Here is a 13,252-nt window from a genome sequence, read left to right on the forward strand (position 1 = left end):
ATTTATTATTCATGATTAAAGATATGCCTTGTCTGAGGGTTTGTCTACGCCTTATAGCAGCAAATTTTGGCGAAAAGAGAAAAGGATCACACTAACGCGATAACCGGAAAGGCGCAGACGACTTGTTATCTATTCAGGTATGAATAAAAATAACAGGCAGTTTACCAGGGGGAATGTTATGTCAAAGCAGGATGAACAGCGGTTGCTGGTTAAGATTGCCACACTTTACTACGCCGAAAATAAAAAACAGTCTGAAATCGCCACGCTGCTGCATTTGTCGCAGTCCTTTGTCTCCCGTGCCTTGACGCGTTGTCAGAAAGAAGGGCTGGTGAAAATCACCGTCGTACAGCCGACTAATATCTTTGTCGAGCTGGAAAAAGCCATTGAAGAGCGGTTTGGTCTGCGCCAGGCGATTGTCGTGGATGTTGGCGACAACCCCAGTAGTACGCAAATTAAGCATGCCATTGGCAGTGCGGCGGCACATTACGTTGAAACTCGTCTGCGTGCCGAAGACCTGGTCGGTATTTCCTCCTGGAGTAGTACCATTCGCTGCATGGTTGATGAAATGCACCCGCAAAATATCCGGGCGGCAGGCGTGATCCAATTACTGGGTGGCGTGGGGCCAAACGGCAACGTGCAGGCCACGATTCTGACGCAACAGCTGGCGGCACACCTCGGCTGCCCGGCCTGGCTGTTGCCTTCGCAAAGTATTGAGCATTCGGTGGAAGAACGTTCTCGGCTGGTTAACAGCCCGGATGTGGCGGCGGTCGTCGAAAAATTTGCTGAAGTGGATGTGGCGATTGTCGGCATCGGGGAGCTGGAACCTTCTCAATTGCTGAAAAATTCAGGAAACTATTACAACGAAGAGATGCTGCGACTGCTGGCCGAACGCGGCGCGGTCGGGGATATCTGTCTGCATTATTACGACGCGGCGGGCAATCCGGTACTCAGCCATGAGGAAGACCCGGTTATCGGCATGGAGCTGGCGCAGATCCGCGACTGCAACCATGTGATAGCGTTGGCGGGCGGGGTAGAAAAACAGAATGCGATCCGTGGCGCGCTGCAGGGGAATTATATCGACGTACTGATCACCGACTACCCGACAGCGCGCAATCTGGTTAAAGGGTGACGCCGCGGCGAGTCAAGTTATCGCCAGCCTCTGGGGCTGGCTGTAGTCATCAGAGTTTTGTTAAGCGTAGAGCAATCCATGGCTTAGCCGGTAGATCCAGCTTGTCACCGTGTTGAATAACCCCCGCAACCGGCGTGATCGTCATGGCCCAGGTATCAATGATATCGACCTTCCACGCCGTATTCTCCGGCAACATAGTCATCATCTTGTAGGCAGGGCAATGATCGCCAAAATAGAACAGTCCCCAGTTGCCCTCGCAGCTTATCCCCATCGACGTATCCCAGTGGCTACCCCACGGGAGCGGTGTCAGGCGTTTGGCTTGTCCTTCCTCAAGGATGTTGCGCAAAAAAGCGATGCGCGGGATGCTTGTTCCTTTGAGCGTGCCGCCATGTGACCACCAAATAATCTCATCTTCATTCAGGTATGTTTCGCCGTGAGTGACATAGCCGCCGAGTATTACGCCATGCCAGAACAATGCAGTCATTTTTTCTCCGGTGATATTGCCCCAGCCGAGATCGACATTGCCTTCATAGCAGCATTCGTCAATGACAATGGGTTTGGCAAATGTCTGCCGCCATTCCGGGACAAAGTGCATATCGTGGTGCTGGATGCTGGCGTGGGTGAGCGCGGGATTGTGATGATCGTACCAGTGCGCATTTGAGCGGTAGTGGATCGGCGGGTTGTGCCAGTTATGAATGGAGATCATGTGCGAAGAGGGATCCTCGCGTTTGATTTGCGCTATGGCGGCATCCCAGAATGACATCGGTTTTTCTTTCAGCAGGTCGAACTCATTGGCCAGCGACCACCAAATATTTTTAAACGATGCGAGGCGTGCCACCACGTAGCGGAGATAGCGGTGATCGGTCTCCTGCGACATGGCGGAAAATCCCCAGCGGTCGTACGGATGAAAGAGGATCAAATCCACCTCAATATTCAGTTCATCCAGCTTTTGTATTTGACTCTCCAACTGGGCAAAAAAGGTGGTATCGAAGCGGGTAAAATCAAATCCCTGGTCGAGGGTACCCGGAAAGGGGAAGCGCATCGGTTCCTGCAGATTGTAGCGATAGTGTTTAGGAAATACGCACATGCGGATTTTATTGAACGGACTCGCCGCCAGCGATGCCAGCGTTTGTTGCTGTATATCGTCCGGTTGGTAGTTCCAGACGTAGGCCGTGGTGCCAAAAGGATAAAACGCGTTGCCATTGGCATAGCGGAAGTGCCCGTCGCCATCACGCTGTACCGGGCCGGTTAACTGTGTTTCAGGGACGCAGGTAAACGTTCCTTCGACAGGGGACTGCGAAGGAATATTTGAGCTGATGCGATAGTGCCAGACGCCGGGGATATCCGGCATAAAGCGCAGTATGAACTGACCGTTACCGTTGTAAAAGCCCCAAACCGTGCGGGATTCTTCGCCGCAGGTAAAGGTGGCTGATAGCTCGGTGTCGGTAAAATGGCGAGGATCGTCAACGTCCGTGACTTGATACTCAAACCGCCCCCACAGGGCAATACTTTGTTCGCTCATAGCACCTCTCCTTTGGAATATATATTCCATTGTGATTTTATATTCACGATGAGAGTAAGGGAGGTTACCGTTAACATTCCACTGTCAAGGCGAAAAAATGAGCATGCGATCACAAAAACGCCGCCATTTCTGCTGATTACTGTGAGGTTTTTACTGTGAGACTGAAAGGAGTAAGCGTTATCTGAATGACGAGAGAAACGGCCAGCCAGCATAAACGTCTTGTTTATTAATAAGATGACATTTCGCCACTAGATGACGGCGCGCTTAGGAGCAAAAGAATGAGGTTAATTGTGATACTGGTAACAATGTCACGACTAACCACTTGCCAGCGCTAAATTCGTGGGCTTAACCTTTGCGTGAATAGTAATTCGATAATGAATATATATTCATAAAGAGGGTTTCTCATGAAGCAACAGCATAAATTGAGTATCAAAGAGAAGATCTGTTATGGGTTAGGTGATTCGTCAGCGAACATTTTTCTTGGGATGACGATGATGTTTTTGCCCTATTTTTATACCGATGTTTTAGGGATTTCGGCAGCGGCGATGGGGATATTGTTTATTGTTGCCCGTCTGGTTGATGCCTTCTATGATCCATTTATCGGTAATATCTCCGATCGCACGCGGACAAAGCACGGCTCGTATCGTCCTTTTTTGCTCTGGTTGGCGATCCCTTACGGTATTTCCTGTTTTTTAGTCTTTCTGGCGCCGGACTTTTCACCCACTGGAAAGCTAGTCTATGCAGTGATTACCTATCTATTTCTGATCCTGATGTATGCCTCCACGGTGGTGCCGTATGTGGCGTTGTTGACGACACTCACCGCCGATCCCATGGATCGTTTAAGCGCCAACTCCTGGCGTTTCCCACTGGCTAAAATGGCCTTTCTTATCTGCTCAATGGTAGTGCCGATTTTCGTCGCCTGGTATGGAAAAACCGATGAAGCACGCGCCTACATGATGGCGATGAGCTTTATTGCCGTGCTGGCCACGGCGTTTATGCTGCTCTGTTTCTGGGGAACAAAGGAGCGATATCAGGTTAGCGTGGAGACCGATAAAGTCCCGTTTACCAAACAACTGGGAATTATGCTGAAAGCGAAACCGGTGGTTGTTTTCTATCTGTTCAAAATTACCAGCTCCATTGCTTTTGTAATTAAAGGCAGTGTGACTATTTATTTTGTGAAGTATTTCCTGAATCGTGGGGATGGCTTTGTTTCTGGTCTGCTTTCGGCCACAGCGATTGCGGGGATCATTGCGCCGATGATTGCTATTCAACTGATTAAGCGCAACAAGCTCTCGAAATTAGGTACGCTGAAGGTGGCGCAACTGGGCGGTGGCGTGGCGGCATTATGTCTCTATTTCGTTAACCCTGAACAAATCTCACTGGCATGTGTTCTATTGGTGCTATCGGTATTGATGGCTGAACTTGGCTCGATTACTGCCTGGGCGCTGCCTTCTGATTGTGCCGACTATTGTGAAGACAAATCCGGCGTCAGAATGTCTGGGGCTGTCGCTGCCGGTACGCTTTTTTCGATGAAGGTTGGTCTGGCACTGGCGGGTGGGATGGTTGGGCTAGTGCTCTCCCTTAGCGGTTACAAAGCGGGTGAGGCGGTGTCATCGGAAACGATGACGGCGATTATGTTCTTAATTGCCGGGATTCCTGCCATTTTCCATGCCATTAGTTTGGGGTTGCTGATGATGTTTAAACTGGATGATAAGGTTTCGGCAGGGCAGGCTGAAGCCGTCATGAAATAAAATTTCCCCACTGCCGGATGGCGGTGCATTATCAGGCCCATATGTCATACACGACCTACGCCTGATAAGCGCAGCGCCATCAGGCGTAATTTCAGGGCTACTGACTTTCCATCGCCGCCTTTTGCGCAACCACTGCGGCTTTTTGCTGCATCCGGTTTTGCATCTGGTCGATAATGACCGCGACAATAATCACGATGCCCTTAATCACCATTTGCCAGAACTCGCTGACGCCCATCATCACCAGACCATCGGCCAGAAAACCGATAACGAAAGCGCCAATCAACGTGCCTAAGATGGTGCCTCGACCACCGGCCAGCGACGTACCACCAAGTACAACGGCGGCAATGGCGTTCATCTCAAATGCTGTACCATTGGCCGGATGACTGGCGGAAAGTTGTGCTGAAACAACTATTCCGGCAATTGCAGCACATAGTCCGGACAGGGTGTACACCCAGATTTTTACCTGCCTCACTTTTACGCCGGACAGTTCAGCAGCGCGTTCGTTATCGCCGATGGCGTACACGTGGCGGCCAAAGGGCAGACGGCGGGCAACGTAGGCAATAACCAGCGCCAGCACAATCATCATCCAGATGGCCCACGGAATACCAAACAGAGTTCCCGCGCCAATTTCATCAAAACCGGTGTTACCCAACTGTGGATTGCCGGAAAGCCCGGGGAATGTTTGTCCGTCAGAGGTCAGCATCGCCGCGCCGCGCAATACGTACATGGTGCCCAGCGTACAAATAAAAGGTGCGACGTTATAGCGCGTAATAATCCAGCCATTTGCTGCGCCAATCAATCCGCCAATCAGCAGTACGACAGGTACAATCACCCAGACGCTGGGGAAGATAGCGATGCCAAACATGGGTAATACAATGCCTTTGGTGATCAGCCATCCGGCAATCATGCCGCACAGCCCAAGCGTAGCGCCAATCGAGAGATCAATGCCGGCAGTAATAATGACGAAAGTGATTCCCAACGCCAGCAACGCGTTAATGGCGATGTGCTTGATCATAATGACCATGCTGCCGCCAGAGAGGAAACCGGGGACGGTGAAGGCAAAAAATCCGACGATCAGAAATAGCGCAATAAAGGTACGTAATTTCAGGATCAGCAGCAGGATATTTTCCCGCGAGAAGGTGACGCCGGCTCGCGGTGCGACGACGGCAGATTGTAGTGTTTTCATGTCAGAACCCCTGAGCACTTGCGGTGACCAGCGCCGATTCTTCGGCACGATCGCGAGTAATATCGGCCGTGAGCTTGCCGCCAGACATCACCAGAATGCGGTCAGAGACCGCCATAATTTCTTTTAAATCCGAGGTGGAGAAGACAACGGCAATACCCTGTTGTGAAAGCTGTACCATCATGCGAAACACATCGGCCTTCGCGCCAACGTCAATGCCGCGTGTGGGCTCATCAAGGAACAGAATTTTGGGATTGGTAAGTAGGGAGCGACCAATCACCACTTTCTGCTGGTTACCCCCGCTCAGAGCCTGGATTTCAACATCCGGTGAGGACACTTTGATCGACAGATTACCAATTGTGCTGGCGACGACGGCCTCCTCATCTTTGCGGGCGATGGCAAAACCGCGCTGCAGGCGACGCCACAGGCTGGCAATAGTCAGATTGCTGGCAACCGAAGAAATGGGGAAAATGCCTGTGCGCTTGCGATCTTCCGGTACCAGACTCATTCCCATACGAATGCGGTCGGCGGTGGTTAAGCGCTGTGGAACTGGCTTGCTGTCGAGCCACAGTTTACCGAGGTAGTTGCGCTCAGTACCCAGCAAGCACTCGAACAATTCGGTTCGTCCGGCCCCCATCAGTCCATAGATACCGACAATTTCGCCCGCGTGGACGTTAAAGGTGACGTCGTTGACCACCGCATTGCCAGCGGCATTGACGCAGGTAATATGTTCCGCTTCGAGAACCGGCGCGCCGAACGTGCGGCCTGGCTCAAGAAAATTACTCACCGGGTCGCTGCCCAGCATTTCACGCACAATCCACGGCACATCGATATCGCTAACTCTGGCTTCGGCCTGGAATTTGCCATCGCGTAAAATGGTGATCACATCGCCAATCGCCATCAATTCTTCGAGTCGATGAGAGATGTAGATTATCGAAACGCCCTGGCGAGTCAGTTCGCGAATCACGCGAAACAGGATCTCGACTTCGGTTTTACTCAGCGCCGAGGTGGGTTCGTCGAGGATTAGAATGTCAGCGTCCTCCGCCAACGCTTTGGCGATTTCAACCAGCTGTTGCTGTCCAACTTTGAGATTGCCGACCAGATCGCGGGGTGAAATGGGCTGATCGAGTCGGGTTAGCAGCTCCGCAGTACGCTTCTCCTGCTCGGCCTCATCAATGGGGGTCATGCCTTTTTGGATCTCCCGGCCAAGGAAAATATTTTCCGCGACGGTGAGATTCTCAAACAGGTTAAGTTCCTGATGCACCATACCAATCCCGTGCGCCGCGGCGTCCCGGGTATTGGCGAAGCGCACAGGGTTGCCATTGAGCGTCATCTCGCCGCTGCTGGGCTGCTGAACACCGGCGAGGATCTTCATCAGCGTGGATTTCCCCGCACCGTTTTCGCCAATAATCACGTTGACCTTACCGCGCCACACCTGATAATCCACGCTGTCCAGCGCAATCGTGCCGGGAAATAGCATTGAGATGGCATGTGTGCGCAGGATGATGTCCTCTGCTGAGGAATTATTCATCAGTGTGCCTCCTGTTCCAGCGCTAACGCTGCCGCGTTTTCCGCTTTTCCTGCATTCAGCGTTACGGCGAACAGTACCGTGGCACGCTTCCCTTGCCAGCTTTCGTCCACTGCGGGCAAGTGTTTTACCGCTTCGCGGTTATACGCCCGGGAAAGCTGGGCAAACTGAACCTGGTTAGTGAAGTCTTCAAACTTAAAACCACTCGCATCGCGAATGGCATTGCCGCGCATCACCGGGCCTATTTGGATGGTGACAGGGGCGTCATTGACCCCCATCACAATGCTTTTCTCGCGCGCATTGGTGGTGTCGACGTTCTCAATCTGACTGGTCAGGCGCACAAATACGCTCTCGGCGGTGGGTGAGGGCGTCTTCAGGCGTGCGCTCAGCGCTGACGCATCCAGAGCGTGTTGCTTTGCCGCATCCAGGACGCGGGATTGCCAGGTTTGTTGCGCGATCTGCTCGGGTGTTTGATTGTCGAAACTGGCTTTGGCCTGTGGGTCGGCCGGGATGATGGGGTTGCCGTTTTCGTCGAGGTCAACTACCGTGCAGGCCGTCAGCAACAGGGTGGCGCACCCAACCAGTGCAGCACCCCATTGTGTTAACGACATAGTGCCTCCGCTTAGTGGCTCAGGTTGAATTTACTCAGCTTGCTGGCATTGGTTTCATCAATCAGCACGCAATCCATGAGCTGTTTTTCTTCTTTCTGCGCTTTGCCGTTTTTCAGGTAGTAATCAGCCTGCTCAACCGCCATTTGTGCCTGCTGCCAGCCGGGCTGAAGGACGGTCGCTTTAATGTTGCTCTTGTTGATGATGGAATCTCGGGTGTAGTCGCTGCCGTCAAAACCCACCACGATGACATTGTTTTTCCCAGCAGCCTTCAGGGCAGCTTCTGCGCCCAGCGCCATGGTGTCGTTGCCGGAAATGACGCCGACGATATCAGGGTTGGTTTGTAAAATAGCTTCCATACGGGTAAACGCTTCAGTTTGGCTCCAGTTCGCCGTTTGCTGGGCGACCATTTTCATATCCGGATAGTCGTCGAGCACATCGTGATACCCCTGTGAGCGCACATGCGCGTTGGTGTCGGACTGGCGTCCCAGCAGCTCAACGTACTTGCCTTTTCCATCCAGTAGTTTGGCGAATTTCTCTGCGCCGAGCTGCGCGCCCTGGTAGTTGTTCGACACGATTTGCGCGACTGCGATGCCGGTCTTATTAATTTCACGATCGATGAGGAATGCAGGCACGCCCGCCGCTTTGGCTTTTTCCAGTGGACCAACGGTGGCATCGGCGCCCGCGTTATCGAGAATGATGGCTTTTGCTTTTCGGGCTATGGCGGTCTCAATCAGTTGGTTTTGTTTATTGACATCATCATCATGAGAGGCGACCAGCGTGGTATATCCCAGCTCTTTCGCTTTGGCGACCGCGCCGTCGGCTTCGGCTTTAAAGAACGGGTTGTCGTGTGAAGGGGTGATAATCGCAATCAGTCCGTTGTCGGCAGCATACAGCGAACCCGATGCGGTAAGGATCGAGGCCAGTAATACGGATTTAATCAGGGTCTTGTTCATCTCTTTCTCCACTTTGAATATTTATTCAAATATGATTTATTATTCAATTTAACGATAAGTCGAGATAATCGAACTGTCTACGATTTGCGCAGCTAATTTCTTAAAAGGAGAAAAGGATCACGATCCTGACAGCGTGGGTGCACACAGGGTAATGATGTTTTTATCGCGTTGAAACCAATGCACGTTAATTTCCTGATTGGCGAGGTTAGGCGAAAATGATGGCATGATTTGCAATGTTAATTGCTGATTCGTGAGTGCGGTAATTTTTGCGCTAGTGAAACCTGGTAACCCGGATGCCTGAGTGGAAAAAGCCTTATACAGGCTCTCCTTGGCGCTGAATGCCAGAGTTAAGGCGAGCGGAAAGGGCAGACCAGCATGATGCAAAATCGATCGTTCGCGGTTATCGATAATACCGTCAGCCAGCTCAACTGCGGTTTGTGGCGTAAAAATAGCTTCTATATCCAGCCCAACGGAATGCGTCGATACTACCGCCAGCGCAGTTGATGCACTGTGGCTAATGCTGCCAAACAACGTTTGTGGCCACAGCGGTTGTCGCTGCCCGCCGATGCCGGGTACGGTTTTGTGACCAAATTCACGCAGCGCGTGTACTGCGGCAATACGCCCAGCTAAGTGCTCAGCTTTACGCTTACGTCCACAGGATTGAAGCTGAGAGTGGTGGGGGAGCCAGAGCAGGTCGTGCTCATAGAAGCTGTCGGGATCGAACTCAACAATGTGCAGCGTGTGGTCTGCGAAAGTGAGCGGTGTGTGCGTGGTGTGCATGATAGTTATAATTTCCCTCTCCTCGCAGCGAGGAGAGGGAAAGTTTTATCAGAAGTGGGTGTTTACGCTCATGAACCACGTCCGGCCCGGTTCGTTATAGGTATTCGCGCCAGCGCCCGCCATATAGTTCCCGGTTACAATATCGCCCGTGGTCTGGGCATTACCTTCACGCCACAGACGTTTGTCGAAGACGTTATCCACGCCGCCGGTCAGGCTGACGTTTTTCGTCACATCCCAGGTCGCGCTCAGGCCGACGATGCTGTACGGGCTGACTTCACTCGCCGAACTACCGGTTACCGGTTTACCCTGGTAATCGTATTTCTTCGGCTGCTGTTTGCCGTACCAGGTGAAGGTGGACTGCAGCGACAAATCTTCACGTGCCTGCCAGCTCAGCGTTGAGTTCAGCGTGTACTCAGGAATAATCGACAAGCGCTCGCCGGTCTCTTTATTCTTACTTTGCAGCATGTAGGTGATGTTGTTGGTCCAGTTAACGGTTTCGCTAACCGGTACGTTCAACGTCCCTTCCAGACCTTCAACCACCGCTTTAGGAATATTTTCCCACTGATAGATATCGGTGTAAGTCGTCTTCCCTTTGTTGGTGATAGATGTTCTATCGAACGGTACCGTACCCGCTTCAATCTTGTTGCGGTAATCGTTGCGGAACCAGGTTACCCCAGCCAGCCAACCGTCACGCTTGAACTCAAGACCAATCTCTTTGTTGATACTGGTTTCAGCCTTCAGGTCATCGTTGCCCATCATGTAGCAACCAATTCCGGTCGCGGAACCGGTGGCGTAGCAACCCTGGCCTTTACTGTACAGAATGTAGTTCGGGTTGAGCTGGTACAGGCTTGGTGCTTTATAGGCGCGCGCAATCCCCATCTTCAGGGTGAAGTCATCACCCAGCCCCTGGGACAGGTTCAGAGATGGGCTCCAGTTGTCGCCAACGATGCTGTGGTGGTCGAAACGCAGACCCGGCGTCAGCATGGTGCTGTCGGTCAGTTCCATGTTGTTTTCGGCAAACAGGGAGAAAATCTCTGCGTCTGAGTACGGGCTACGGTTGGTGCTGCTCGAACCGGGGATATCGCCGCCCATAAAGGTCTGCGAATTGGACAACATGTCCTTCATGCGTTGCTGGTTCCATTCAGTACCCAGCGTCAGGTTTTGGTTCACCAGCAGATCAAACGGAATGCTGATTTCACTGTGCAGCATGACGTCATTCAGGTCGGCATCGACATATTTTTGTGACGCATTCGGGTCGAAGATCCCTTCCGTACCTCCTGCCAGACCTTCTGGTGTACGGGAGTTACGCGTATGTTCATACTGCACCCAGTTGCTGGTGGTGACGCCGTTATCCCAACCGCCGTTCCAGGTCAAAGAGTAGTTCTGGCGGTAAAGACGGTTGGTCTCTTTCCCGTAGTTATCTTTCACCAGTTGGTTGGTGTTGGTGTTTTGGGTGTCACCCGCATACAGGTTGCCCTGACGGCTATAACCGGCTTCCAGTTCCAGTGACTGGAGCGGGGCGAAATCCCAGCGCACCACGCCGTTAATGTCCTTGTTGATCACCCCTTCACGACCGGCCGGTAAGGTGTTGGCGTAAGTGCCGGTACGTTCTGACTGATGGCCCTGGTTGATGTCCCATGCGTCGGCCTGGGTTTTATCAAGATTACCGTACAGGCGGAAGCTGAAATCCCCGCCCATTGGACCATTCAGGCTAAAGTTGGTGCGTTTGGTCGAACCTTCGTCTTTGTGTTCCGGGGCGTTGAAATAGGTATCCCAGGAGCCGTGCCATTCATTGCTGCCCTTTTTGGTGATGATATTCACCACGCCGCCAGCTGCACCGTTGCCATAGCGTGCAGCGGCAGGACCACGCAGCACTTCAATACGCTCAATCATTTCCGGTGGAACCCAGGCGGTATCGCCACGGGTATCACGCTCGCCGCGCCAGCCCTGACGCACGGAGTTACGGCTGGTAACCGGTTTACCGTCGATCAAAATCAGGGTGTTTTCTGGCCCCATGCCGCGAATATCGATCTGGCGGTTGTTGCCGCGCTGACCGCTGGTTGAGTTACCGGTCAGGTTAACGCCAGGCATGGTTCGGATGATTTCCGACACATCGCGAGCGGGAGGGTTCTTACGAATTTCATCAGCGGTAATGGTTGAAACGCCCGGCGCCTGCAGGTTCTGCTGGGCGGCGGTAACGACGATGGTGTCTTCAGGAGAGACAGCGACGCTATCGGTTTGATCTTCTGCCATTGCTGGCAGGGCTACCCCGTAAATCCCTAAATTGACCAATAAGGCCAGTGAATGAATCTTGTTGTTCATTGTATGTCCTGCTGTTCTTTTAGCCACGAGTACCAATGTGCCGTGGTGCGGCATTTGGCCTGATGTCGCCCGCATCTGCGTAAACTATCCATTCCAGAAAAAGTACGCAGCGCCAGGTCGGTTTATAAGTGGTGAAAAACTGTACGCGCTTCCCACAGCGCGACAATACGCTATTGCAAATGCAAATAGTTATCAATAATATTATCAATATATTTCACGCTAGATCATAAAATTTCACAATAAACATGGGGTTATGGCTGTGACGACGTTAAAGATGGGAAGCGAGGCGTGGTGGCAGTCGAAAAAAGGCCCGGAGTGGGAGCGTGAAGACAACGGAAATTATCGGGTAACCTTCTGGTGGCGTGACCCGCAGGGAACGGAAAATGAGTCAGTCATTCATCGCGTTTGGGTTTATATCACCGGCGTCACCGACCACCATCAAAATGCCACCCCTCAGTCGATGCGACGCATTGATGGAACAAATGTTTGGTGCTGGAGTGTTTCCCTCAGCGCCAACTGGCGTGGCAGCTATTGTTTTATCCCAACAGAGCGCAACGATATCTTTTCCTCGCTTGTGGCAGGCGAAGCGCCTGACCGAAACGTGCTGCGTGAAGGCTGGCGGCAATTGCTGCCACAGGCCATTGCCGATCCCCTTAATTCGCAGAGCTGGCAGGGCGGTCGTGGCCACGCGGTGTCTGCGCTGGAAATGCCGGAGGCACCCGTACAGCCTGGATGGGAGCGACCTGAAAACCCAGATTCACCCGCAGTTTGCTTGCAATGGCATAGCGCCAGGCTCGGCAATACGCGTCGCGTATGGGTGTTTACCACCGGTGATGCTCAACCCGAAACGCGTCCGTTGGCTATCCTGCTGGACGGACAGTTTTGGGCACAGAGTATGCCGGTCTGGCCTGCGTTGACTTCACTCACGCATCGCGGACACCTTCCTTCTGCCGTTTATCTCCTGATTGATGCCATTGATACGGCTCACCGCAGCCATGAGCTACCGTGTAATGCGGATTTTTGGTTGGCGGTGCAGGAGGAGCTATTACCACTGGTGAAGACAACGACCGCGTTTAGTGACGATCCGCAGCGCACCGTGGTGGCTGGGCAAAGTTTTGGCGGGTTGTCATCGCTGTATGCCGGGCTGAACTGGCCCGCGCGCTTTGGTTGTGTGCTTAGCCAGTCCGGTTCTTACTGGTGGCCGCATCGCGGTGGTCATCAGGACGGGGCGATCGTCGAGCAACTGAAAAGCGGGAAGGTGAGTGCTCAGGGGCTGCGTATTGTCCTGGAAGCGGGGATCCGCGAGCCCATTATTTATCGCGCTAATCAGGCGTTATATGCCCAGTTACCTTCTGCACCACAGTCTATTTTCTGGCGTCAGGTTGATGGCGGACACGATGCGCTTTGCTGGCGCGGCGGTCTGATGCAAGGGCTAATGACGCTCTGGCAACCGCTTACCGACACGATTTAACC

At 52.7% G+C, this 13,252-nt stretch carries 10 protein-coding genes; 3 read left to right on the top strand and 7 right to left on the bottom strand.

All coding sequences use genetic code 11. From position 1 onward, the window contains the following. Positions 1 to 178 precede the first annotated feature (178 nt). Positions 179 to 1,129: a sugar-binding transcriptional regulator gene (locus tag OGY33_RS03335; RefSeq protein ID WP_048214728.1), complete on the top strand. Its 951-nt coding sequence runs from the start codon at positions 179 to 181 to the stop codon at positions 1,127 to 1,129. Between the two features lie 49 nt (positions 1,130 to 1,178). On the opposite strand, the gene OGY33_RS03340 is transcribed toward OGY33_RS03335, so the two are convergent. After that, positions 1,179 to 2,651 (bottom strand): apiosidase-like domain-containing protein, encoded by a 1,473-nt coding sequence (locus OGY33_RS03340; protein WP_165787397.1) that lies wholly within the window; start codon positions 2,649 to 2,651, stop codon positions 1,179 to 1,181. Between the two features lie 404 nt (positions 2,652 to 3,055). On the opposite strand from OGY33_RS03340, the gene OGY33_RS03345 reads away from it, so the two are divergent. After that, on the top strand, positions 3,056 to 4,402 hold the full coding sequence (locus tag OGY33_RS03345; protein WP_063940731.1) for a glycoside-pentoside-hexuronide (GPH):cation symporter: 1,347 nt from the start codon (positions 3,056 to 3,058) through the stop codon (positions 4,400 to 4,402). Positions 4,403 to 4,499: 97 nt separating this feature from the next. On the opposite strand, the gene OGY33_RS03350 is transcribed toward OGY33_RS03345, so the two are convergent. From OGY33_RS03350 to OGY33_RS03375, 6 genes are all read right to left on the bottom strand, one after another. Then, complete coding sequence (locus OGY33_RS03350) at positions 4,500 to 5,588, bottom strand: ABC transporter permease (protein ID WP_286571105.1); 1,089 nt, start codon at positions 5,586 to 5,588, stop codon at positions 4,500 to 4,502. 1 nt (position 5,589) lies between these two features. Then, positions 5,590 to 7,116, bottom strand: coding sequence for a sugar ABC transporter ATP-binding protein (locus tag OGY33_RS03355; protein WP_187426960.1), 1,527 nt, complete (start codon positions 7,114 to 7,116; stop codon positions 5,590 to 5,592). Beyond that, positions 7,116 to 7,724: a DUF2291 family protein gene (locus OGY33_RS03360; RefSeq protein WP_191238772.1), complete on the bottom strand. Its 609-nt coding sequence runs from the start codon at positions 7,722 to 7,724 to the stop codon at positions 7,116 to 7,118. The genes OGY33_RS03355 and OGY33_RS03360 overlap by 1 nt, the downstream gene beginning before the upstream one ends. An 11-nt stretch (positions 7,725 to 7,735) precedes the next feature. Next, positions 7,736 to 8,677, bottom strand: a complete 942-nt coding sequence (locus OGY33_RS03365; RefSeq protein ID WP_032942648.1) for a D-ribose ABC transporter substrate-binding protein — start codon at positions 8,675 to 8,677, stop codon at positions 7,736 to 7,738. A gap of 117 nt (positions 8,678 to 8,794) precedes the next feature. Then, positions 8,795 to 9,457, bottom strand: a complete 663-nt coding sequence (gene entD / locus OGY33_RS03370) for an enterobactin synthase subunit EntD (protein WP_191238771.1) — start codon at positions 9,455 to 9,457, stop codon at positions 8,795 to 8,797. A 48-nt stretch (positions 9,458 to 9,505) separates the two neighbouring features. After that, positions 9,506 to 11,779 carry a TonB-dependent siderophore receptor gene (locus tag OGY33_RS03375; RefSeq protein ID WP_048226151.1) on the bottom strand — a complete coding sequence of 758 codons (2,274 nt, stop codon included), beginning with the start codon at positions 11,777 to 11,779 and terminating at the stop codon, positions 9,506 to 9,508. A gap of 253 nt (positions 11,780 to 12,032) precedes the next feature. On the opposite strand from OGY33_RS03375, the gene fes reads away from it, so the two are divergent. Further along, positions 12,033 to 13,250: an enterochelin esterase gene (gene fes / locus OGY33_RS03380; RefSeq protein WP_191238770.1), complete on the top strand. Its 1,218-nt coding sequence runs from the start codon at positions 12,033 to 12,035 to the stop codon at positions 13,248 to 13,250. The last annotated feature ends 2 nt before the right edge of the window (positions 13,251 to 13,252 follow it).

Source organism: Citrobacter sp. Cpo032 (assembly GCF_030332975.1).
Lineage (GTDB): Bacteria > Pseudomonadota > Gammaproteobacteria > Enterobacterales > Enterobacteriaceae > Citrobacter > Citrobacter portucalensis.

What these genes read in the sequence shown, in the direction of transcription:
- OGY33_RS03355 (WP_187426960.1), bottom strand. Translation starts at nt 7,116, where the DNA reads ATGAATAATTCCTCAGCAGAGGACATCATCCTGCGCACACATGCCATC.
- OGY33_RS03375 (WP_048226151.1), bottom strand. Translation starts at nt 11,779, where the DNA reads ATGAACAACAAGATTCATTCACTGGCCTTATTGGTCAATTTAGGGATT.
- OGY33_RS03350 (WP_286571105.1), bottom strand. Translation starts at nt 5,588, where the DNA reads ATGAAAACACTACAATCTGCCGTCGTCGCACCGCGAGCCGGCGTCACC.
- OGY33_RS03340 (WP_165787397.1), bottom strand. Translation starts at nt 2,651, where the DNA reads ATGAGCGAACAAAGTATTGCCCTGTGGGGGCGGTTTGAGTATCAAGTC.
- OGY33_RS03345 (WP_063940731.1), top strand. Translation starts at nt 3,056, where the DNA reads ATGAAGCAACAGCATAAATTGAGTATCAAAGAGAAGATCTGTTATGGG.
- fes (WP_191238770.1), top strand. Translation starts at nt 12,033, where the DNA reads ATGGCTGTGACGACGTTAAAGATGGGAAGCGAGGCGTGGTGGCAGTCG.
- OGY33_RS03360 (WP_191238772.1), bottom strand. Translation starts at nt 7,724, where the DNA reads ATGTCGTTAACACAATGGGGTGCTGCACTGGTTGGGTGCGCCACCCTG.
- entD (WP_191238771.1), bottom strand. Translation starts at nt 9,457, where the DNA reads ATGCACACCACGCACACACCGCTCACTTTCGCAGACCACACGCTGCAC.
- OGY33_RS03365 (WP_032942648.1), bottom strand. Translation starts at nt 8,677, where the DNA reads ATGAACAAGACCCTGATTAAATCCGTATTACTGGCCTCGATCCTTACC.
- OGY33_RS03335 (WP_048214728.1), top strand. Translation starts at nt 179, where the DNA reads ATGTCAAAGCAGGATGAACAGCGGTTGCTGGTTAAGATTGCCACACTT.